The 20,843-nt window shown below is 41.7% G+C and carries 18 protein-coding genes and 1 pseudogene; 17 read left to right on the forward strand and 2 right to left on the reverse strand.

What is annotated here, in order from left to right:
- Positions 1–5: 5 nt before the first annotated feature.
- Positions 6–1,145 (reverse strand): N-acetylglucosamine-6-phosphate deacetylase, encoded by a 1,140-nt coding sequence (locus MWG26_RS04635; RefSeq protein ID WP_025654898.1) that lies wholly within the window; start codon positions 1,143–1,145, stop codon positions 6–8.
- 44 nt (positions 1,146–1,189) lie between these two features.
- Complete coding sequence (locus MWG26_RS04640; RefSeq protein ID WP_025654899.1) at positions 1,190–2,461, reverse strand: PTS transporter subunit IIC; 1,272 nt, start codon at positions 2,459–2,461, stop codon at positions 1,190–1,192.
- Positions 2,462–2,793: 332 nt separating this feature from the next.
- On the opposite strand from MWG26_RS04640, the pseudogene MWG26_RS23150 reads away from it, so the two are divergent.
- The 17 genes and pseudogenes from MWG26_RS23150 to MWG26_RS04715 all read left to right on the forward strand — a co-directional run.
- Positions 2,794–2,940, forward strand: a pseudogene (locus MWG26_RS23150) (HTH domain-containing protein); the annotation flags it as partial.
- On the forward strand, positions 2,941–4,749 hold the full coding sequence (locus tag MWG26_RS04645) for a BglG family transcription antiterminator (RefSeq protein ID WP_240285631.1): 1,809 nt from the start codon (positions 2,941–2,943) through the stop codon (positions 4,747–4,749).
- A gap of 22 nt (positions 4,750–4,771) precedes the next feature.
- A complete protein-coding gene (locus MWG26_RS04650; RefSeq protein ID WP_025654901.1) occupies positions 4,772–5,086 on the forward strand; it encodes a PTS sugar transporter subunit IIB in 315 nt (104 codons plus the stop codon).
- A gap of 13 nt (positions 5,087–5,099) precedes the next feature.
- The gene (locus tag MWG26_RS04655) at positions 5,100–5,360 is read left to right on the forward strand and encodes an HPr family phosphocarrier protein (RefSeq protein ID WP_025654902.1); all 261 of its coding nucleotides are present in this window, start codon (positions 5,100–5,102) and stop codon (positions 5,358–5,360) included.
- Between the two features lie 58 nt (positions 5,361–5,418).
- Positions 5,419–7,164 (forward strand): phosphoenolpyruvate--protein phosphotransferase, encoded by a 1,746-nt coding sequence (gene ptsP, locus MWG26_RS04660; protein WP_044926457.1) that lies wholly within the window; start codon positions 5,419–5,421, stop codon positions 7,162–7,164.
- A 554-nt stretch (positions 7,165–7,718) separates the two neighbouring features.
- Positions 7,719–8,348, forward strand: a complete 630-nt coding sequence (locus MWG26_RS04665) for a DUF4317 family protein (protein ID WP_025654904.1) — start codon at positions 7,719–7,721, stop codon at positions 8,346–8,348.
- A 35-nt stretch (positions 8,349–8,383) separates the two neighbouring features.
- The gene (locus tag MWG26_RS22690) at positions 8,384–8,512 is read left to right on the forward strand and encodes an NUDIX hydrolase (RefSeq protein WP_275891937.1); all 129 of its coding nucleotides are present in this window, start codon (positions 8,384–8,386) and stop codon (positions 8,510–8,512) included.
- A gap of 316 nt (positions 8,513–8,828) precedes the next feature.
- A complete protein-coding gene (locus MWG26_RS04670) occupies positions 8,829–10,313 on the forward strand; it encodes a rhamnulokinase (RefSeq protein ID WP_025654905.1) in 1,485 nt (494 codons plus the stop codon).
- Between the two features lie 41 nt (positions 10,314–10,354).
- Positions 10,355–11,053, forward strand: a complete 699-nt coding sequence (locus MWG26_RS04675; RefSeq protein ID WP_025654906.1) for a class II aldolase/adducin family protein — start codon at positions 10,355–10,357, stop codon at positions 11,051–11,053.
- Between the two features lie 139 nt (positions 11,054–11,192).
- Positions 11,193–12,533, forward strand: a complete 1,341-nt coding sequence (locus tag MWG26_RS04680; RefSeq protein ID WP_025654907.1) for an ABC transporter substrate-binding protein — start codon at positions 11,193–11,195, stop codon at positions 12,531–12,533.
- A 152-nt stretch (positions 12,534–12,685) separates the two neighbouring features.
- Positions 12,686–13,600 (forward strand): carbohydrate ABC transporter permease, encoded by a 915-nt coding sequence (locus tag MWG26_RS04685; protein ID WP_025654908.1) that lies wholly within the window; start codon positions 12,686–12,688, stop codon positions 13,598–13,600.
- 3 nt (positions 13,601–13,603) lie between these two features.
- On the forward strand, positions 13,604–14,434 hold the full coding sequence (locus MWG26_RS04690; RefSeq protein ID WP_025654909.1) for a carbohydrate ABC transporter permease: 831 nt from the start codon (positions 13,604–13,606) through the stop codon (positions 14,432–14,434).
- A 158-nt stretch (positions 14,435–14,592) separates the two neighbouring features.
- Positions 14,593–15,798 carry an ROK family protein gene (locus tag MWG26_RS04695; RefSeq protein ID WP_162149253.1) on the forward strand — a complete coding sequence of 402 codons (1,206 nt, stop codon included), beginning with the start codon at positions 14,593–14,595 and terminating at the stop codon, positions 15,796–15,798.
- 204 nt (positions 15,799–16,002) lie between these two features.
- A complete protein-coding gene (locus MWG26_RS04700) occupies positions 16,003–16,899 on the forward strand; it encodes an AraC family transcriptional regulator (protein WP_025654911.1) in 897 nt (298 codons plus the stop codon).
- A 73-nt stretch (positions 16,900–16,972) separates the two neighbouring features.
- Positions 16,973–18,067, forward strand: coding sequence for a uroporphyrinogen decarboxylase/cobalamine-independent methonine synthase family protein (locus MWG26_RS04705; RefSeq protein WP_025654912.1), 1,095 nt, complete (start codon positions 16,973–16,975; stop codon positions 18,065–18,067).
- Between the two features lie 257 nt (positions 18,068–18,324).
- Entirely contained in the window at positions 18,325–19,308 is a 984-nt protein-coding gene (locus MWG26_RS04710; protein WP_025654913.1) for a LacI family DNA-binding transcriptional regulator, read from the forward strand.
- Positions 19,309–19,530: 222 nt separating this feature from the next.
- Positions 19,531–20,790 carry an ABC transporter substrate-binding protein gene (locus tag MWG26_RS04715; protein ID WP_025654914.1) on the forward strand — a complete coding sequence of 420 codons (1,260 nt, stop codon included), beginning with the start codon at positions 19,531–19,533 and terminating at the stop codon, positions 20,788–20,790.
- Positions 20,791–20,843 lie beyond the last annotated feature (53 nt).

The raw sequence follows: 20,843 nt of genomic DNA on the forward strand, positions 1-20,843 counted from the left end.
AACCATCAGATGAATTCCAGTTCGTTTTTCATAACCTTTCCTCTGGCGATAACCAGCTTTACATTCACTCCCTCATCAAATACAATGAGATCCGCGTCATAACCTATGCCAATCTTTCCTTTTCTGTCTGACACTCCGGCCATTTTAGCAGGATTATACGTCGCCATACGGACTGCCTGAAGAAGGGGGATATCCGAACATTTCACGGTCTCTCTCACGATATAATCCATAGGAGCCATTGTCTTAATTGATATCCTGTCTGGCAAATGATTTGGAACCACCATTTCCTCCCCTTCTTTAAAAGGCTCTTTTTGAACCGCACTGTCCGTGGTAAGATACATACCGCCTGTGCCTTTGAAACGATAGATAAGATTCAGCATTTGTCCAGTCAGATGTCTGCCATTTCCGATTACTTCTGCTATAAGTTCCGGTTCCATCAAACAGTCCTCAATTACGCCAGGAAAACGCTCTCCTGTCTGCTGATCCCGGTAAACACCAGACATTCCTGTATATAAATGTGTGACACAGTCAGCTCCCGCTTCCACACACTCCATAACCTGCTCATATGTGGCAGGACCACAATGGGAAATCGCAACCTTAATCCCGCTAGAAGTAAAAAATCGTGTAAACTCTGCTGCCCCCTTAAGGGAAGGATCCACGCCGATCTTCCGTAATGCAGGAATCTGCTTAATCAAATGTACATATTTATCCGGTGTATACGCGGGAGCTTCTTTTCCCTGATTACAGGGCTCTCCATATATGTAATCCCAATCCAGGCACTCTGAATGCATACCCAGAATTTCCGGCCCTGAGCTGTCGTTCATAACTTTCCACAATATTTTTCCTAATTCCGGGAGCGGAAACATATGGGATGCAAAAACAGAAGTCACACCATGTTCCGCACTCAGCAATAAAGCCTGCCTGATTTTCCCTTCATCTGCTTCACAAAAACTAAAGCCTCCGCCTCCATGTATATGTAAATCAATAAACCCAGGCGAAAGATACATTCCTTCTGCATCCACTACTCTTTCTGCCGTACCCAGATTCTCTCCGATTCCTGTGATTTTTCCCTTTTCGTATGCCACTTCACAATTTTCTATACAGCGAAATGGAGTTATTACTCTTGCATTAATAATTTTTTTCACGAAATAGTTCCTCTTTATGATGTATTGTTAAATTAGTTACTTTTTTATATTCCTAGAAAGAATCTTTTAATTCCGCACATAATGATTGTAAACCAGTCAAGTGCAGGTCCGGAAGTAACGTCTCCTGCTAAAGACGGGTCTAAGAATTTATATACACTTCCAATTTCCGGAGCCAGATAATTCATCAGTGCCATTATGAAGCATACATAAACCGCTGAACACAACAGTGAACGGAGAAAATCTTCTTTACAATACATAGTGCAAAAACCGACCATATAAATAATCCCACCCATTAAACCTGTAGGAAAATAAGAGAATCCCGGGACAATAAGCGCAAATGCAACAGCAATAGGAAGCATAATGCTGTTAATAGTAATTACAACCGGAGACCCTATTGACATAGCCATATCACATGCGATATAACACTCTGCATCTTTCCCAATATGTTTTACAGCCCATTTTTGCGCCGCCTGAGTAATCATTCCTAATCCTTCCAGAAAAATTTTCAGTACTTGAGGAATCAACATCATACTTCCTGATATTCCCATCCCTATTGCGCAGATTGTTGTCAGATTCTGTCCCGTAATCACTCCCATAAACATGCCGACTATAAGGCCGATTACTGCAGGCTCACCAACAATCCCAAGTTTTTCCTGTATTGTCTTTGGTGTAATGCTGATTTTATTAATTCCCGGGACGTGATCCAGAATTTTATTAATTAGCCAGCATACTGGTCCTGCAAGACTCATATGGGTTGTGTTAGAGGTTGTTGTTCCCTCCATCCCAAGGGCACCTGACCATTTCTTAGCAAACAAATCTCCTAGCCAGATTCCCCAGATAAAGTTAGCAAATGCACAGATAACAGCAATCACAAGACTGTCAAACATAACATATGCGAATCCTGATACTACAAGAGGAATGCCATAATCCCAAATATTAACCTGCAGCGTCTTAAATACTTTGAACTTTACAAGCAGCAGGCTCAAAATTGCAAATGCCGGAATAAGAAATACAGCAAAAGGTAACGCAAACGGCAGCGCTGCGGATACAGACCAGGGGATATCCACAATCGTAAATCCGGAACCCTTTGCCGCATAATACTCTGTGACAGGTCCTAATGTCGTAATCATATAATTTGTAACCAAACCCACACCAGCGATCCCGATTCCAGCACGGAGGCCAGCTCTTAATGCATCTGCGAATTTCATTCGAAAAAACAAACCAACCAGGATAAAAATAACTGGGAGGAAAACAGATGCCCCAGAACTATATACTGCTAAAATAGCATCTTTAATACCCGTAATAATAGCATTCATTTTAAATTCTCCTTTTCTCTTTTAAAATTTTTCGGAAATTTTGCTTGGGCATTTCTGACGGGCCCTGCTAAAAAGTGCACATTAACATACAAAATTTTGTCCCTTATTTTGTTAAATATATACTAACATTACCAAAATGTAAACACTTTCGCATGTCATGTCTTTTTCAAAATTTTTGAAATTTTTTGAACAACAAAATGACGTTTTTTACTTTTGTTTTTGTTGAAATCGTAAAATTATTATGTTAGCATTTTATTAAATTCACAATAAAACATTGATTTTTTGCAATTTTTTATGGAAAACTTATCCAAACAAAGAGAGGGGTGGAATTCATGAAAGGTCGAAGCGTAGAAATTCTGCAGAATCTGTTTCTTTCTGAAAATCCAGAGTACAGCATCCGGGATTTTTCACAGAAATATGGTGTATCCGAACGCAGCATCTATAATGACATTAATGAAATTAATGAAGTGCTTTATAGTATGGATTTAAAGAAAATACATACAGACAATGCTGGCAGCATAGTAATTGATCCTTCTACAAATACTGCAAAAATACTTCAGTATCTAAAAACAATTAATACCTATGAGTATCATCTGTCTGCTAAAGAACGCCGCCTGCTTCTGCTGTTAAAACTTTTATCATCTGATACGCCGTTGACTGTACATCAATTGACACAGCTCCTGTTCGTATCCAGAACCACTATTTACTATGATTTAAACCAACTCAAAGAAAGAATCAGTAAATTTGAAGCAACGATTTCTTTTTCTTCTGATACTGGAATTTTTATCCTGTGTGACGAAAAGCAGACCAGAAATCTTATCGCAGATGTATTAGTCCATGCAATCGGGCAGATAAACAATCTAACCACATTTCAGCAGATGCTGTTAAATGAAGTAGCCCGCAGTATTTCTCTTGAAAGTATAGCAGAAATTACTCATATTGCTGAACTCACTGTTTCTTCCTCATTGACAGAGTATTCGTTCACAAAGGTCTGTCTGAACCTTTTTATTGCAGCCAACCGCTATGTACGCGGTAAATGCCTCACACAATTTGCAGCAGGTGATGACTTTATTGAAAATAATATTGAGTATAAATTTACGTCCTTTATTTTTAAAGAACTGGGTATTATTTCTATTGCAGAGATCCAGTCCATGACGCAAGACCTCATGACGCATCAGATATTTACGGAGAAACCCTCCGCTTTTATGATTGACTTATATACTGTCATTGCAGACTTTTTATACAAAATATCAAACGTTGTAGGCGTTCCACTTTGCAATGAAACCGAATCTTTTGCATTTTTAGTAAATCATTTTGAAAACATGATGAATTCCGGACGGACGAACACTTCTGCGTTATGTACCTCCAGCCCGCAAAAGAAGCATGATTTTGCCGGTCAGTATTCCATTATTTTTGACGCTGTAAAAAGAAACATTTTATATTTAGAAGACTATTTTCATCACACCTACAGTGAAGATGATATCTTTTATATCACCATGCATATCTGTGCTGCGTATGAAAGGAATTTGGTAAAAAAGCCAAAATTAAATATTTGTATTATTGCACCAGGCAGCATGGCAACAGCACAAATGCTTGCAGCACAAATTGAATCCCGCTTTAATTTGCGTGTTCAAGGTGCATTTGACCGCAGCAAGATAAACAAGCTTGTATTTGAGCAGATTGATTTCATAATTTCAACACAAAAACTGCCGGATATTCAGATACCTACAGTAGTTGTTAATTCAATCCTGAACATCAATGATTATGAAAAAATACTTACTATGACAAATAAGATCTACCGTCAAATGAAGCCGGCTTCCAATGAAGTCAGCACAGGAGTTAATTTCTTGCATTCTCTGACAGATCCATCCCGGCTTTGTCTGAATGCTTCGGCCAGTTCCTGGGAAGAAGCAATCCGGACAGGCGGGCAGCTGCTTTTGGAGCATGGTGATATTACAGAATCATACATAACCGCAATGATAAATACATTACAAGAATTTGGACCTTATTACTCTGTCATGCCCCACCTTGTTTTTGCTCATTCAGCGCCAAAATCTGGAGCACTCAATTCGGGCTTAAGTCTGGTGATCTATAAAAATGGAGTACCTTTTGGGCTTGAAGAACATGACCCAATCCATCTATTGTTTACAGTTTCCGAAAGAGACTCAAAAAAGTATCTGGAAACATTTACAAAGGTAATTTCAATTGCCAAAGATCCAAAAACATGGGAACAACTTATGAATGCAAAAAGTGAGATGGAAATATACCAGATCCTTATTCATGCATAACAAAAAAAGGAGATCAAACATTATGAAAAGAACACTGAAAATCATCATCGCATGCGGCAGTGGATGCTGTACATCAACGCTTTGCAAAAACATCATTAGTGAACTGGCACAGTCAGAGAAGATTCCGGCTGAAGTCTCAACCTGCAGTTCCATGGAACTGCCAGCCATGTCTCAAAACTATGACGTACAGTTTACAACTATGCCTTACAAGTTTCCGGAAGGAACCAGATATTGCCTGAATGTATTTCCACTTGTAACCGGTATGAATGCCGAAAAATGTACCGAGCAGATTCGTGTAATTTTAAGAGAAGCATACCAAAATGAAGGCGAAGATTAAAGGAGATTGTAACATGTACAGAAAAGAATTAACGATCCAAAATGAAACAGGGCTTCATGCGAGGCCTGCATCTGATTTTGCCGCACTTTGCCACAATATCAGCAGCGATATCCGTCTGATTACAGGAACCGCTGTTGTAAACCCCAAAAGTATCATTAGTATTCTGGCCAGCGGTCTTTCACAAGGAGCCAGGTTCACTTTAGAAATAGAAGGCCCGGATGAAGAAGAGGCCGGAGAGAAAATTGTCCGATTTATTGAAGAGCTAAAAGATTGATGCAGCTGTCCATAACCTTTTACAGTTACAGAATCATTATTTGAATGAGGTGAATAGAATGCAGTCAATCAAAGGACTAACCGGGACACGGGGACAGGCTTGCGGAATTATTGTTACTATACAAAATGCGATACAGGAATTGAAATGTATTCACATATCAGAATCTGAAATTGCAGCCGAAGAGAAAAAATTAAATGATGCCAGAAAAAGTTATCAGGCGGAGCTGTCCCAGCTTTATGAAAAAACCCGACAGGAAATCGGTGAAAATGAAGCCGCTATTTTCCGGGCATATCTTGAAATGGTAAACGATGATGTATTTTTTGATAATCCGCTTAAAAGGATGAAAGAAGAACTCATAAACATTGAGTATACATTAAATGAAGAAAAAAATCAGACTATGCAGATGTTTCTCGGGCTGGATGACCTTTATATGAAAGAACGCGGGAGTGATATTGAGAATGTATGTAATGCTTTAATTGACAAAATGCTGGGCAGCACATCCCCTATTGACAAGCTTTCACACATGGATCAGCCATTTATCATTATTGCTGAGGACCTTGCCCCAGCAGATACTGTGCGTTTGGACAAAACCTGGCTTCGGGGCTTCATCACAGAAAAGGGCGGACAAACTTCCCACACTGTAATTTTAGCAAAAACGCTTGGCATTCCAGCCATTGTCGGTGCCAAAGGCGCACTTTCCCATGCTGACTCAGGCAAATCTGTATGGATGAATGGTGAGACCGGGGAAGTTGTCTTTGAACCGGATCAAAGTATTATACGGAAATATAAAGAAAATATGGAAGCAGAAAAGAACAGAAAAGCACTGCTTCGTGAGGTTGAGAAAGAAAAAGCTTTTACATTAAACGGCCAGTACATAAAAATCTGCGTAAATGCTGGTCAAAAGGACGATATCAACTCAATAGACATATCAGCTTATGACGGAATAGGACTATTCCGTACGGAATTTCTTTATATGGCTGAATCAGATTATCCTACCGAAGAAACACAGTTTCAGATATACAAGAATCTGGCCAAAAAAACTGGGGGGAAAGAAACCATCATACGCACGCTTGATATTGGCGGTGATAAGAGCATTGATTATATGCAGCTGCCCGAAGAATCCAATCCTTTTCTCGGATATCGTGCTATCCGGATTTGTCTGGACAGAAAAGACATATTTAAAACTCAGCTGCGTGCTATTTTAAGAGCATCTGTTTATGGTCATTTGTCCATTATGTTTCCAATGATTGTAAACTTGACTGAACTGCGGCAAGCCAGACATCTTACTGAAGTATGTATGCAGGAACTGGCCAGAGAAAACATACCTTATGATGGTTCTATCCGGATAGGAATCATGATCGAAACTCCTGCTGCAGTCCTTATCAGCGATATTCTAGCCAGAGAGGCAGACTTCTTCAGCATTGGAACTAACGATTTAATCCAGTATATTACTGCTTCCGATCGTATGAATGAAAAGACTCAATACCTATATTCTGTCTGCTGCCCTTCTGTCCTCCGTGCTATACGCAAGGTGGTACAAGATGCACATGCCGCTGGAATTCAGGTCGGAATTTGTGGAGAAGCTGCCTCTGATGAAAGAATGGTTCCTATATGGGTCAGCCTTGGAATTGATGAATTGAGCATGGTTTCTTCACAAACAGCAGCCATTAAATATATTATACGCAATCTTACTGGGAAAAAGGCAGATGCCATTAAAGAAAGAGTTTTTCAAATGGATACCGTACAGGAGATAGAAATGTATCTCGATGAATGCATAAAAGAATATCAAGAGAACCTTTGTTAAAGTATGATCAATAAAAGAGAGATTGGAGGATCTGAAAAATAGATTACCCAAAAAGTATCCCTAAGTAATCAATACTTAGCGGCATTGAAATTTCCAGTGGGGATATGTTTTCCAGGCTTTTCTTTTTGATTTTCTCGAGCCTTACAGTTAAGGATTACGACCTACATGAGGACGCGCCTACCCCGTTTTTGGCCGGACAGGGTAGGCATTTTTATTTTCGCTTGATTCAACAATAAACAAAAAAGTGCTTCTGGAATGGATCAATATTTTATTGAATATCCTTTAAAACTGGATTATACTATGAAGAGTAAAATTGACAAATAGGTATTGTCTTATTTGTTTCATTTAAAAATTAAAAAGGAAAAATCTAACGATACCTATGCGAAGCGTAAAACACAGCTCTTTGGGTAGCAGAACCTAGCGGTTACGATTACAATCAGGATGAAGGCAAAGCTGCAAGAGCATTTTTAGTACATATAAGAAATCTGCCCCCGGACTCAACAGAAATAGAGTGACTAATCAAAGCGAGAATAATAATGATAAAAACAAAAAACATTATAAACAGAGAAGACATGTTGGAACTAACCAGACGTATGACCCTCACCCGTAATTCTGTTACAAGAATTGCCGGGTGCTATGCAGACAGAGAAGGAATATTCGACGGAAGTTTTAATATAAATTTTTTAAAACTGTCCCCAGCGGAGCGGACAAATAAGCTGGCGCTGGCGAAGGCAATTCCTTACTCGCCTACGAATGTAAATCTGAGAAAATATGAATTTCCGCAAGAACAGCAAAAACCTGGCAGTATGTGGCAGATGCTTATGGCAATAAAAGAATGCGGGTTGAAAAATGATGCCCTGCTGGACACATTTTATGAAACTGTGATGGAACAATACCATGCCAAATCAGATTACGCTGTTCTATTATTTCATGACCGCTATGACATACCGGCAAAGGCATCTGATCATGAACGCTTATGGGAGTCTGAGGAAGTATTTGAATATATTATCTGCGCTGTATGCCCGCTTCTTGGGGAATATAATCCCGGGAATCCGGAGTGCGGCTTCTTATTCCCTGCGTTTACAGACAGATGTGGGGATCTGAATCATATCGATGTGTTCCAGGCGGACGCAGACCGCCCGCATGATGAAATTCTGGAGCTGCTGGGGGTACATTTATTTTAGTATACACAATTTGTTAAATGAAGGAGATGATCCCGATGGACGAATTAAAGGAGAAAGAACTTGCAGCAGGGATGGAGTATGCATTGAAGATCATAGAATCAGATCAGTACTGCGAATGTTATATGCAGCAGGAAGCAGATGGATATGTGGGAACTTTGTACTGAACAGACATGTTTTAAGTCCTTTACTAAAGAATAGGAATATGCCGTGGAATTGAGTGCTTTCCAGCACGTGATTTTTCACGGCATATTCCTATTTTTTTAATGACGCTTATTTTTGGCTGTAAAAGTGCCTTGTACCCATAATTTGTGCGTTTTTATAGAAAAATAATAGGATTTCAGCATTCAATTGTATCGAAAACAATAATAATATGGGGTAAAAATACTAAAAATAACCGATATAGAATTTAAATATTGACATTTAAGTTGTTATTAGATAGAATAATATTATCGAAAAAGAAAAAACAACAGGAGGAAAGCAATGAAGAAGCAGATATCTATTGCGGCAGACCTGGGAGCCAGCGGCGGTAAGATGGCAAAAGGATATTTTGACGGGGATCACGTCGAGATTGGAGACTATTTTGACTTTCCAAACCAGCCCTTGTCCTTGAATGGAAATCTATACTGGGATTTGTTTGCGCTTTACAATAGCATATTAAAAGGTCTTGACTTTTACTCCGGGGAGCAGGGGGCAGCCACGATTGGTATTGATACGTGGGGGGCAAGCTACGGATTTCTGGATAAAAGAGGAAGGCTTTTGGAGCCGGTTTATCATTACCGGGATCTGCGCACAGAACAGTCTTTGGAGAAATCTTACGAAGTGCTTCCAAAGAGAAAACTGTTTGAACTCACCGGATGCCAGCCTAATCGTTCTTATACATTGCCTCAGCTTTACTCGTACATAGAACATGGGGATAAGATCATAGAGTTGGCAGATAAGATGCTTTTTCTGCCGGATCTGCTGGCATATTTTCTCTGTGGGGAGATGTCAACCGAGCGTTCGATTGCGGGAACATCGGGGCTCATGAAGCCGGAGCAGGATGACTGGGCGTGGGAGGTGTTCCGAAGGCTTGGCATACAGGAAGGGATGCTGACGGGCATTGTGGATACAGGGTCGGTAAAAGGCTGCGTTCTCCCTGAGATTGCTTCTGTCACAAGAAACGGGGATACGAAGGTTATTGCAGTTCCGGGACATGATACAGCGTCGGCGGTGGTTGGAATCCCGGGCTTCGGCATAAACCAGGTTTACATGAGCATTGGAACCAATATTAATATGGGAATCGAACTTTCCCGCTGCATTGTCAGTGATAAGGCCTATGAAGGCGGATTTAAAAATGCGGGAGTCATAGAAGACCGAAAGATACTATATCGGGATTTTGCAGCATTCTGGCTCCTGAATGAACTGAGAAGAACCTGGAAGGCCGAGGGACATGATTATGAGTATGACACAATTATGGAAATGGCTCTTTCATGTAAATCAAAGCGTGTGTATGTGGATGCCGATGATACACATCTAAATAATGCGGGCGGCAATGCAAAAGAAAAAATAAATGCCTATCTGGAACGAACCGGGCAGCAGACACTACAGACAGATGCAGAATTTGTCCGCTGTATATTGGAAAGCATTGCGTTGAAAGTCATGTATTGTGTTGAGTACTTGAAAAAGGAGCTTGCGATTCCGGTAGAGAAGGTGTCGGGAGTAAATGGCGGGAGCAGAAATTATGTGCTGATGCAGTTTGTCAGCGATGCGCTGGGAATGCCTGTCTATGGGGGGATGCCATATGCAACACTGGCCGGTAATGTGATGACACAGATGTATTCGATGAGGGAGGTGGCATCGGTTAGCCAGATCAGGGAATTAGCCGCAAATTCATTCGAAATGAAGGAATACCAGCCTCATACAGAAGAAAAAGAAAGATGGAAAGCGGATTTGCAGAAAATGACAGAAAAAGGGATCTGCAAGTAGTACGGAAAGTATCGTACATGTAAATAAAAAGGAGGACAAAGATGAGCGAACATTACATGGAAAAAATGAAAGAACTGGGAATATCTGAGGAGGTGGTAAATCAGGTGCTGGCTGTAGCTAAGCGCATGGACGACAAAGGGCTGGTCAATTCCTTTGCAGGGAATATTTCTGCAAAAGTGGATGGCAAAATTTATATTACGCCAACCGGACAAAATAAAGGCCTTCTCACACCGGAGAAGATTGCTGTTGTGAATCAGGATGGGGAGCGCATTTTTGGGATGAAAGAAACTTCGGAAATTATCATGCACAGTATGGCCTATGATATCTGCGAAGAGAACGGCTGGGATGTGGGAGGCGTTGTTCACAGCCACTCGAAAGTACTGACTGCATTTTCTATGGCGGGGCTGGATGTTGAGACAACGGCGCTTCCGGAGATGATGGGAAACTTCCATAAGATCCCGTGTGCGCCATATGGGGCGCCGGGAACAAAGTTCATTATGACGATGGCAGAGCCTTATTTTGCGGAGGGATACAGAATCGTACTCCTGGGAAACCACGGAAGCCTTGCGGTAGGCAGGACTGTGGAGGAAGCCATGAATGTAGTGGAAGCATCGGAATCAATAGCAGAACAGATTTTGATTACAAAATATATTCTTGGCGGAGAAGCTTCATTAGATGTGGATGAAATAGCTAGATTCTTTGACATATATAAAGAGAACCGTTTAGGCAGAGTGAAATAACAGGGAGGAATCCTACTTCCACTAGTGGGAGAGTAATATAACCGAAGGGCATACGGACATTCACGCCCGGAGGGAACCGTTTTGCGGGAATGCAGCAGAACAAAGTGAAAACACGTAGAAAAAGATGGAGGAAAACAGTATGAAGTTGAAAAAAGTGGCAAGTGTAGTATTAGCATTGACAATGGTTGCAGGCCTGGCAGCCTGCGGCAGCTCTTCAGACGGAGACAGCAAGAGCGGTGATGCCAAAACAAGTGAAAGCAGTGGCAACGGAACAGAAAAGACGACATTGACCATGTGGTCATGGTCCCCGATTACACGTACATGTGACAAGATGATTGAGGCTTTTGAAAAAGAAAATCCGGATATTAAGATTGAGTTTACCTATTATAATTATGATCCGGAATATCTCTCAGCATTGTCTGCAGCAGCCGCATCGGACAATCTTCCGGACATTATTGGCCTTCAGCCAGGTTCCCTGACCGCGCAGTATGCGGATTACCTTATGGATTATTCTTCTTATGCACAGGAGGAGTGGGGCGATAACTGGAAAGATAATTACCCGGATATGATTGCAGACCAGATTCAGATGGGGAATAAGCCGGGAGATGAAGGCAATTACATACTTCCCGTAGAGGCACAGGTGATTTCTATAGTTTACAATAAGAACGTATTCGAAAAATACGGCCTTGATATTCCGAAAACATATGACGAATTTAAAGCGGTTTGCAAGACACTTAATGATAATGGCGTGGCGCCTTTGTTCTTTGGCGGAGCCAATGGATGGCAGTGTGTAAATCTCTTTACTATGCTGTGTTCACAGCTGGACACAACGATATTTGACAAAGCACAATCCGGCGAAATTAAATGGACAGATCCTGCTATGGTGGAGGCAATGAGCAACTTTAAACTGATGTTTGATGATGGGATCGTTCAGACGGGAGCGATGTCTGCAGATGCAAATACGAACGGAACTCCTGCATTTGTATCTGATTCAGCGGCGATGATGGCGCTTGGTTCCTGGTGGTGTCAGGAATTTACCGCGGAAGATCCGGCAACAACGATTGCTGACTGGGATTTTGGGTTCTTCTATCTGCCGGCTGTAGGAACGGCTAAAAATCCGGCAACTCCTGTGGGCGGTATAGACTTTGGTTATGGAATCACAAAGAATTGTAAAAATCCGGATGCTGCATGGAAAGCACTCAAATCATTCAGCGCAGGTGCAGGTATCCAGGCATGTGTGGATGATGTAAACAACCTTCCGGCGTTCAAAGGGATTGAACCTAAGAATACAGAACTGAACAAAGACCTGGTTGAACAGTATAACAGCTTCTCAGAAGATTTGAACAGCGCAATGAATCAAAGAATCGGCGAGCCTACGATTGAAACAGCACTGCAGAATGCACTTGCAGGCGTTGGTTCCGGCGAACTTACGCCAGAGCAGGGATGCCAGGCAGTACAGGATGCGCAGGACGCATTATAGGCGGCGGAGACAATGTTTATAATCCCAAACAGATAAGTCTTAGGTGAACTTAACTGGGAGAACCAACCCCTTTTTATGAGGCAGAGGTTCTCCCATATTTGAACACGGCAGTGTGAACATATACAGTAATGCGGCTGGAAGGAGGATAAAAGATGAGTAACATAGCAGTAAAGGCAAAGGGAAAGAAAAAACATAATATCCCAGGGTATTTGTTTATTCTTCCGTCTGTACTGTTCTTCCTGTTTTATATTTTATATCCGATAGGGTTTGTAGGCTGGAGCAGTTTGTTCAGTTGGTCTACTCTGAAAAATATGACTTTTGTCGGAATGGAGAATTATATCAGAATTTTCCAGGATAAAGTATTCCTGACGACTATGAGAAATTCTCTTTTCTGGATTATCACGACAGTGCCGATTCAGGCAGGAGTCGGATTTTTCCTGGCATATATAATAGAAGAGCAGCTTCAAAAAGGAAAAGGTATATTCAGGACAGTATTTTTCCTTCCGGTAGTTACGTCTGTAGTAGTTGTAGCTATTGTTTGGGGAAAAATGCTGCAGCCATATCAGGGGATCATTACACATTATTTGTCGGCTCTTGGTATCGGAGGACAGGTAAATATCCTGGGAATGCCCAATACTGCAATTTTTGGATGTATTATCGCAAACATATGGGAATGGACGGGATGGTCCATGATCATGTATGTGGCAGGAATGTCCCAAATCCCGGAGGATATGAAGGAAGCGGCAAAAATAGACGGGGCGACGCGGTGGAAGGAAATTTTATATATTTATATTCCCTCACTGGCATCCACACATAAATCCCTTTTGATGCTCGGCATCATCGGCTCACTTCAGACATTCGGGCTGATCTATACCATGACAGGAGGAGGTCCGAATCATGCATCAGAGATGCCGGGAACTTACATTTTCCAGTCTGGGTTCACAAATCAGCAGATGGGATATGCGTCCGCCTTATCCGTGGTAATATTACTATTCGCACTGGTGCTTACTGTATTCCAGGTGAAGGGGCTTGGAGCGGGCGATTTTATGAGGAAGGAGGCAGACTAAACCATGACAGCCAAAGAGAAGCAAAAGCAGATAATCTGGAGTATAGTTCTCATAATCGTGACATTGATTTTTATGGTTCCGCTGATCTTCATGGTAAGCATGTCTCTACGGACACCGGATACAATCGGGTTACCGCAGCTGTTTATTTCGGACGTGACGTTTAAAAACTATGCAAACGTGCTGAGACAGAATCCTGATCTATGGAAGAATTTTATGGGAAGTGTGATCGTTACGGTCACATCGGTGGCGCTTGTTACAATTTGTGCCAGTATGGCTGTGTTCGGCTTTTCCAGAAAGAATGTGCATGGAAAGGTTCTGATATACAATATTCTTTTATGTACTCTGATGGTGCCGATAGCGGGGCTTGTTGTTCCGATTACGCAGCTGAACAGCAGACTGGGCTGGATTAATAATTACTTAGGGCTGATTTTTCCATATGCAGCGCTCGGAATCCCTTTTGCCATTACGATTCTTCAAGGCTTTATGGTAGGAATTCCGGAAGAATTGGAGGAAGCCGCGGTGATTGACGGGTGCGGGATTATCCGGCTATTCCTGCAGATTGTATGTCCTCTTCTGAAGCCGGGTATTGTGGTCATTGTCATCTGGCAGTTTCTGACTTCATGGAATGAGTTCTTCCTTGCCATGTGTACGCTGACCAAGGAGTCTGTGAAAACACTGCCGCTGATCGCACAGCAGTACAATGGAGCTTATTTCAGCCAGCCGGGGACTTTATTTGCGGCGCTGACTTTGATTACGATACCAATGCTTGTATTCTATATTATCGTTCAGAAACAATTTGTTAAGGGTCTGACCGCAGGGGCAGTAAAGGGGTAACAGTCCAGACGGGACCGAACTGTTTGCAAAAGGATAGGAAAGCCCCTGAAAATGGGCGCCAAAGCTTGCATGCCGGATGGATTAAGAGTATGATATATGAAGAATATATATAAAATTCATGAATCCGAGAGGTTAAGGCTATGAGCAGGGAATCCATCATGGAAAGTCGAAAATACTATCAGCGAAATAAAATGCTGAGTATTATTCGGTATCAGAAGGATGTTTCCAGATATGATGTGAAAAAAGCAACAGCATATAGTATGACGACCGTATTGAATACGATTGAAGAGATGCTTGGCGAAGGTTTGATTTATGAGGAAGAATGCGCGGAAGCAAGAGTGGGGAGAAAACCGGTGTGGCTGCGGATCAATCCGGATGGCGGGTATTTTATCGGCCTGGAATTCAACGGCCGGATTATGCATTGTGTTGTTCTGGATTTTGCCGGCAATGTTATATACTCAAGAGAAAGTGTAATAGCAGAGTCACAAACCCATGCGGATGCAGTTCTAACAATGTTGAAAGAGAATATTTACCGTGCTATGGATATTTTGCATGGAAAAAAGGGGAAAGTGCTGGGTATTGGTTTGGGTGTACCCGGGTACAGCAATAAAAAGAAGGGAATCGCCATTTCGTACAGCCACATCAGGGATTGGGATAATATACCCCTGAAGAGGATGATCGAAGAGGAGTTTGGGCTTCCGTGTTACATGGAGAACAATGTAAGCGGTATGATTTATGCATATAAATGTCTGGTATACAATGGGAAATGTGAAGATATGCTGTTTTTTTCTGTCCGTACCGGTGCAAGGGTTATGCCGATTATCAATAATATGCCGGTCAGCAGCATTAATGGTTTTCCGGGGGAGATTGGCCATGTAAAGGTAAGCGGAGGGAGCCGGATCTGTTCATGCGGGCGTTACGGCTGCCTGAACACGGAAGTATCGGACTTTGCAATCGTGAGTAAGATTAAAGATGGTATCAAAGTAGGACGGTTTCGGGAAATTGTGGATATGGTGAACGGCGATCTGAGTGAAATTACAATCGTGACCTTTGTGGATTCCGTACTTTTGAAGCATCCTGATTCGCAGAATCTGATGAAACAGGTGGCAGGGTATTTGGGCGAGACGTTCAGTATGCTAGTAAATATATTTGCCCCCAGGAAAATTGTATTCTACGGCGAGATGGTCAGGATTGGTGAGCCATTTTTTGAAATATTGCGAAAATGTGTAAAAGAGAACTCGTTAAAAGAAAATTACAAAGGGCTGCAGATACTTGGTTCTGAGTTTGGCCCGGATCTGGGCGCCATAGGTGCGGCGGCGCTGGTTATGCAGGAAGAATTTGAGTTTGTGGAAAAAACGATATAAAGAAAAGCTTTGAAGTGTCATTCGATTTTTATCGAATGGCATTTTTATTGTTTGGTGCGGTAACTTAACAATAAAACATATATGCAAAAACTGCTAAGTTTTTAATAGATTTAAAAAATGTTTCAAAGACTATGCTAGCCGTCGCGCCAGCGATTTGGTACAATTAACATGGAACTATAAAAGCAGGACAAACTGGAGAATTAAATGATTTACGCGAAAGATGATGTAATTCAGAAAAATGAATTTCCCTTTGATATTTTCAATGGGAACGGACAGAACAATCACCTACCCTCCGAGAAGATAACGGTGCACAATCATGACTGTCTGGAAATAAACTATGTGGTTCATGGCGGGGGATATTATCTGATCGGCAATAATAAATATGAACTGCATACAGGGGATATCTGTTTGATTAATAATCAGGAATACCATATGGCGATGAATACGGGAATGCTTATGCTGAAGGTGATCGTTTTTAATGCAGATTTAATATGGAATGGCAGCCAGATGGATTATATGTATCTTAAGGCCTTTTTTGAGCGGAAAGAAAATTATGAACCTTTCTTCAAGGCAGGTGGAGATATTGCCGAGGCTGTAACCCCGATTATATTTGCGCTGGACAAAGAATGGCGGGAAAAAAAGCCGGGATACCGGATTTTAATCAAGGCTGATTTAATGAAGATGCTTGCTATGATTTACCGCTACTATCAGGAATCCGAGAGTTTTGATGACCAGGCGAAGCCTCCCTGGAAAAATTATCATTGCGTTACACAGGCAGTTGACTATATCAATTCCCATTATCAGGAGCGTTTGACGCTGGGAGGTATGGCGGAGATGGTTCATATGAGTGAAAATTACTTTTCGACTGTGTTCAGGGAAGTAGTACAGATGCCTTTCTCAAAATATGTACTGGAAAAAAGGTTAGACCATGCGTGTATGCTGTTAAAGACAACCAACATCCACATTACGGCTGTTGCACTTCAGAGTGGTTTTGAAAATATATCCTATTTTAACCGGGTATTTAAAAAGAAGTATGGAGCTTCGCCCGGCAGATACAGAAGCGATAAAAAAATACTGGAGGAAAGTGCAATAAAATCGTAAGATAAATCAAGTAGAAAGCCTCCTGCATTGTTATGCTTATTTCAATAGCTTAATCATGCAGGAGGTATTGTATATGGAATTAATGTATCAGGAAAACTGGGAAACAATAAAAAAGAGGCTGGTACTTCTCTGGGAAAATGAAATTCTGGACAGGCCGTGCATTTCGGTGAAATGTCCGAAGGATGAAAATGATCCTTTTGTAGATATAAAACCAGAGGGGCAGGAAGCGCTGAGGGAGTATTACACGAATCCGGAGCTTATCCTGGAAAGAAATCTAAGGCGTTTTGAAAAAACTTATTTTGGTGGAGATGCATTCCCCTGTATTTTTCCATACTGGGGAACAGGAGGACATGCTAAGTACCTGAATGCAGAGGTTTCGTATTTCCCGGATACGATCTGGGTACAGCCTGCATTTGAAGACTACGAGAGTTTTGATTTTGAATTTGACCGTCAAAATCCGGTATTCCAGGCCGAACTGAAAGCCCTGGAATATCTGGCCGAAGCAGGCAAAGGAAAGTTCTTCGTATCACCTCCTGACAACTGTGGTAGTTATGATGCTCTGTCACAGCTGCGGGGAGGAGAAGAGTTCATTCTGGATCTGCTGGAAGAACCGGAACTGGTCAGAAAATATGGAAACAAGATGGTAGATATCCTTATGGAAAGCGGAGATGAAATATTCAGGGTTATAAGGGAAAATAATGACGGCGGCTCTGTACATGGATATTATAATACATGGTGCCCGGGAACACACATGCAGCTGCAATGCGATTTGTCCGTAATGATTTCGCCGGAAATGTTCCGTGAATTTATCGTAGAGGAGCTGGAAAGAAGCGCTGGATGGCTTGACCATGCAATCTATCACATGGATGGGCTGGAACAACTGCGCCACCTGGACATGATTTTGGGGATCAAAGATATTAATATGATACAGTGGGTTCAGGTTTCCAGCCAGCCGGACATCACTCAGAACCTGGAATATGTACATAAAATCCAGAATGCCGGAAAGGGCCTTGTTGTGGAAGCCTCCAAAAATCAGCTGAACACGATTGTGAATAACATTTCTCCAAAAGGGCTCGATCTGGTAATTTCTGATGCAGCCAACAAGAAAGAGGCCGATGAAATCGTCGGCTTTGTGGCAAAGCATAGTTTCAAAAAGACAGTGTTCTGACCATCGCGAAGCGATTTTTAATGGCTGGATGCGTAACAGTCCAGCTTGTCTGAACTATTAAATAAACTTTGGATAAATAAACAGGTTTATAAAATAGTGTTGCCGAAGAAACAGCAGGCAGTCTTTTTCAGAAGAAAAGGGGTCAGCCCCTCTGCAGAGGGGTCTGACCCCTTTTCTCTTTTTCTGTAAAAAGATTGCCTGTTTTTGTAAAATAAAGTAAAATCAAATAAAAACAGCAGTAAAAAGGAGGAGATTTTATGGCTGGGATCCGTGATGTGGCAAAAGCGGCAGGAGTATCCATTTCAACAGTTTCTAATGTACTGAATGGAAAACGCAATGTAGGGGAAGAGACAAAAAATAAGGTTCTGCGCATTTGTGAGGAACTGTCTTATTATCCAAATATAGCAGGAAGAACGCTCAAAAAGGGAGACAGTAAAACAATCTTATTTAATTTCAGTGATTTTGACCGTACCTTTTTTTTGAAAATTATCCGCGGCATCAGTGATTATGCCAATGAAAATGATTACGATTTTATTATCAGTACCAGCAAGTCCTGTGAAAAGTATATGCGGAGCAATCTGACGGCCGGCTGCATCAGCCTGGATTCGAAGATGAGCAATGAGACACTGTTAAGAGCGGCGTCTGAGACATACCCGATTGTGGTTCTGGACCGGGTTCTGCACAACCCCTATATTAAAACCATCGTCAACAATAATTACGACTCTATGTGCCAGCTGGTGCAGCGGGTCATTGACTGCGGCTACAGGAAATTTGCCTATATAGGGGGGATTGAGACAACGGATGACAACAAGGAGCGCTACAAGGCTTTTCTGGATGTACTGGAGCAGAATCATATCGGCTTCAAGCGGGAAAATTATTATGCTGGCGATTACCGGGAAAAAAGCGGTTACCGTGCGGCAAAGATTATTATGCTCAGTGAACGGCTTCCGGAGGCGTTGATGTGTGCGAATGACAATATGGCAATTGGGGCTATCAAGGCCTTCCGCGAAAACGGCATCCGTGTACCGGAGGATATTGCAGTTACCGGTTATGATAATTCTGATCTGTCCAGCATCATGGAGCTGACCACTGTAGAAGTTCCGGATTATGAGCGGGGATATCTGGCAGCACAGTACCTTGTTGAGAATATTGAAGGAAAAAGAAATGTGGAGTTGTTCAGGATAGCGGCCCAAGTAAAATGGAGAAAAACGGTGGGGAGTAAAATAAAGAAAAATAATTAGTGTTTACATATAGTGTTTACTAAAATATATGTGTAAAAATGCCGAGATTATAAGGAAAAATACTAGAATACGATAAAAATATTGTGAAAAACAGAGGGAATCAGCATTTTTTATTTTAATACTGAAAAACAATTGACGAAAATCAAAACTGAAATTAAAATTTGTGTATAACGTTTTACAAATGAAGCGCTGAATAACCAGCAATAAATGGGAGGAGAGAAAATGAAATTAAAAAAATTGTGTAGTTTACTCATGGGAACGGTAATGCTGGCATCCCTGGCATTGACAGGATGCGGCGGAAAGGAAGACGGTGCAGGAGACAAAGCGGAGAAAAATAATGACACTGTCGATAAGATAGTAATTTTCCAGTCAAAGGTAGATATTATTGACCAGCTGGAAGCACTGTCTGAGGATTATAAGGAAGAGACCGGTGTAGAGGTAGAGGTATGGGAGGCCCCCGGAGATGATTATTATCAGCAGCTGAAGTCCAAACTGGCGAATAATCAGGGGCCGACGCTGATGTCCTTTGTACCGGGTACGGAATCGGAACAGATGAAGAATTATCTGACAGATTTGAGCGATTTAAGTTTTACGGATAAGATCGCAGAGGGAATGGCGGATGTAATTGACGGAAAGACTGTCGGTATCCCGTATACGGTAGAAGGGTTCGGCGTTGTATATAACAAAGATCTGATGGATGCTGCCGCACTGAAAACAACCGACGATTTTATCAACATGTTAAAGGAGCAGAAAGAGGCTGGAATAAACGGGTTTGCGCTGTCTCAGGAAAGTTACTTTATAATCGGCCATATTTTAAATACTCCGTTCTCGCTGCAGGATGATCCGAAAGCCTTTATGCAGGATGTAATTGACGGAAAAATCAATTTAAAGGACGTGCCGGAGTTCCAGGAGTTTGCGAAACTGTATGATGCAGTCCGCACATACTGCAAAAATCCACTGGAATCAAGCTATGATCAGCAGTGCGGAGATTTTGCCACAGGGAAATCAGCTTCAATACATCAGGGAAACTGGGCATACAGTATGTTTGCAGATTATGATATGGACTTTGACATGGGCATGGCTCCGCTTCCGCTTGGAGGAAATGATAAACTGGCAGTCAGCGTTCCCAGCGCATGGTATGTAAACTCTCAGGTATCAGAAGCAGAGCAGCAGGCAGGGAAAGACTTCTTGGAATGGTTATATACAAGTGAGACCGGAAAGAATTATCTGATGAATGAATTCGATTTTATTCCAGTTGTAGAAGGAATGACTAATGATGATTTAAATGTTCTGTCTCAGGAATTAGCGGATTATACAGAATCTGGAAAAACAATATCCTGGGCGCTTAATTACTATCCGGCAGGTATTGTAGATGTATATCTCGTGCCGATTGCAGAAGGATTTTTTACCACAGACATGAGTACAGATGAATTTTTGGATGAACTAACCAAAGCCTTTGTTCAGGCGGGAGCCGGAAACTAAGAAGTGATCAGGAAAAAGATGGCAGTTCTGATATGCAAATAGAGCTGCCATTT

The organism is Faecalicatena contorta (genome assembly GCF_022835095.1).
Taxonomy (GTDB): Bacteria; Bacillota; Clostridia; order Lachnospirales; family Lachnospiraceae; genus Faecalicatena; species Faecalicatena contorta.

Excerpts from the sequence above, each read along its gene's own strand:
- MWG26_RS04640 (WP_025654899.1), bottom strand. The coding sequence starts at position 2,461 with ATGAATGCTATTATTACGGGTATTAAAGATGCTATTTTAGCAGTATAT.
- MWG26_RS04645 (WP_240285631.1), top strand. The coding sequence starts at position 2,941 with ATGGATTTAAAGAAAATACATACAGACAATGCTGGCAGCATAGTAATT.
- MWG26_RS04650 (WP_025654901.1), top strand. The coding sequence starts at position 4,772 with ATGAAAAGAACACTGAAAATCATCATCGCATGCGGCAGTGGATGCTGT.
- MWG26_RS04655 (WP_025654902.1), top strand. The coding sequence starts at position 5,100 with ATGTACAGAAAAGAATTAACGATCCAAAATGAAACAGGGCTTCATGCG.
- ptsP (WP_044926457.1), top strand. The coding sequence starts at position 5,419 with ATGCAGTCAATCAAAGGACTAACCGGGACACGGGGACAGGCTTGCGGA.
- MWG26_RS22690 (WP_275891937.1), top strand. The coding sequence starts at position 8,384 with ATGGACGAATTAAAGGAGAAAGAACTTGCAGCAGGGATGGAGTATGCA.
- MWG26_RS04670 (WP_025654905.1), top strand. The coding sequence starts at position 8,829 with ATGAAGAAGCAGATATCTATTGCGGCAGACCTGGGAGCCAGCGGCGGT.
- MWG26_RS04675 (WP_025654906.1), top strand. The coding sequence starts at position 10,355 with ATGAGCGAACATTACATGGAAAAAATGAAAGAACTGGGAATATCTGAG.
- MWG26_RS04680 (WP_025654907.1), top strand. The coding sequence starts at position 11,193 with ATGAAGTTGAAAAAAGTGGCAAGTGTAGTATTAGCATTGACAATGGTT.
- MWG26_RS04685 (WP_025654908.1), top strand. The coding sequence starts at position 12,686 with ATGAGTAACATAGCAGTAAAGGCAAAGGGAAAGAAAAAACATAATATC.
- MWG26_RS04690 (WP_025654909.1), top strand. The coding sequence starts at position 13,604 with ATGACAGCCAAAGAGAAGCAAAAGCAGATAATCTGGAGTATAGTTCTC.
- MWG26_RS04695 (WP_162149253.1), top strand. The coding sequence starts at position 14,593 with ATGGAAAGTCGAAAATACTATCAGCGAAATAAAATGCTGAGTATTATT.
- MWG26_RS04700 (WP_025654911.1), top strand. The coding sequence starts at position 16,003 with ATGATTTACGCGAAAGATGATGTAATTCAGAAAAATGAATTTCCCTTT.
- MWG26_RS04705 (WP_025654912.1), top strand. The coding sequence starts at position 16,973 with ATGGAATTAATGTATCAGGAAAACTGGGAAACAATAAAAAAGAGGCTG.
- MWG26_RS04710 (WP_025654913.1), top strand. The coding sequence starts at position 18,325 with ATGGCTGGGATCCGTGATGTGGCAAAAGCGGCAGGAGTATCCATTTCA.
- MWG26_RS04715 (WP_025654914.1), top strand. The coding sequence starts at position 19,531 with ATGAAATTAAAAAAATTGTGTAGTTTACTCATGGGAACGGTAATGCTG.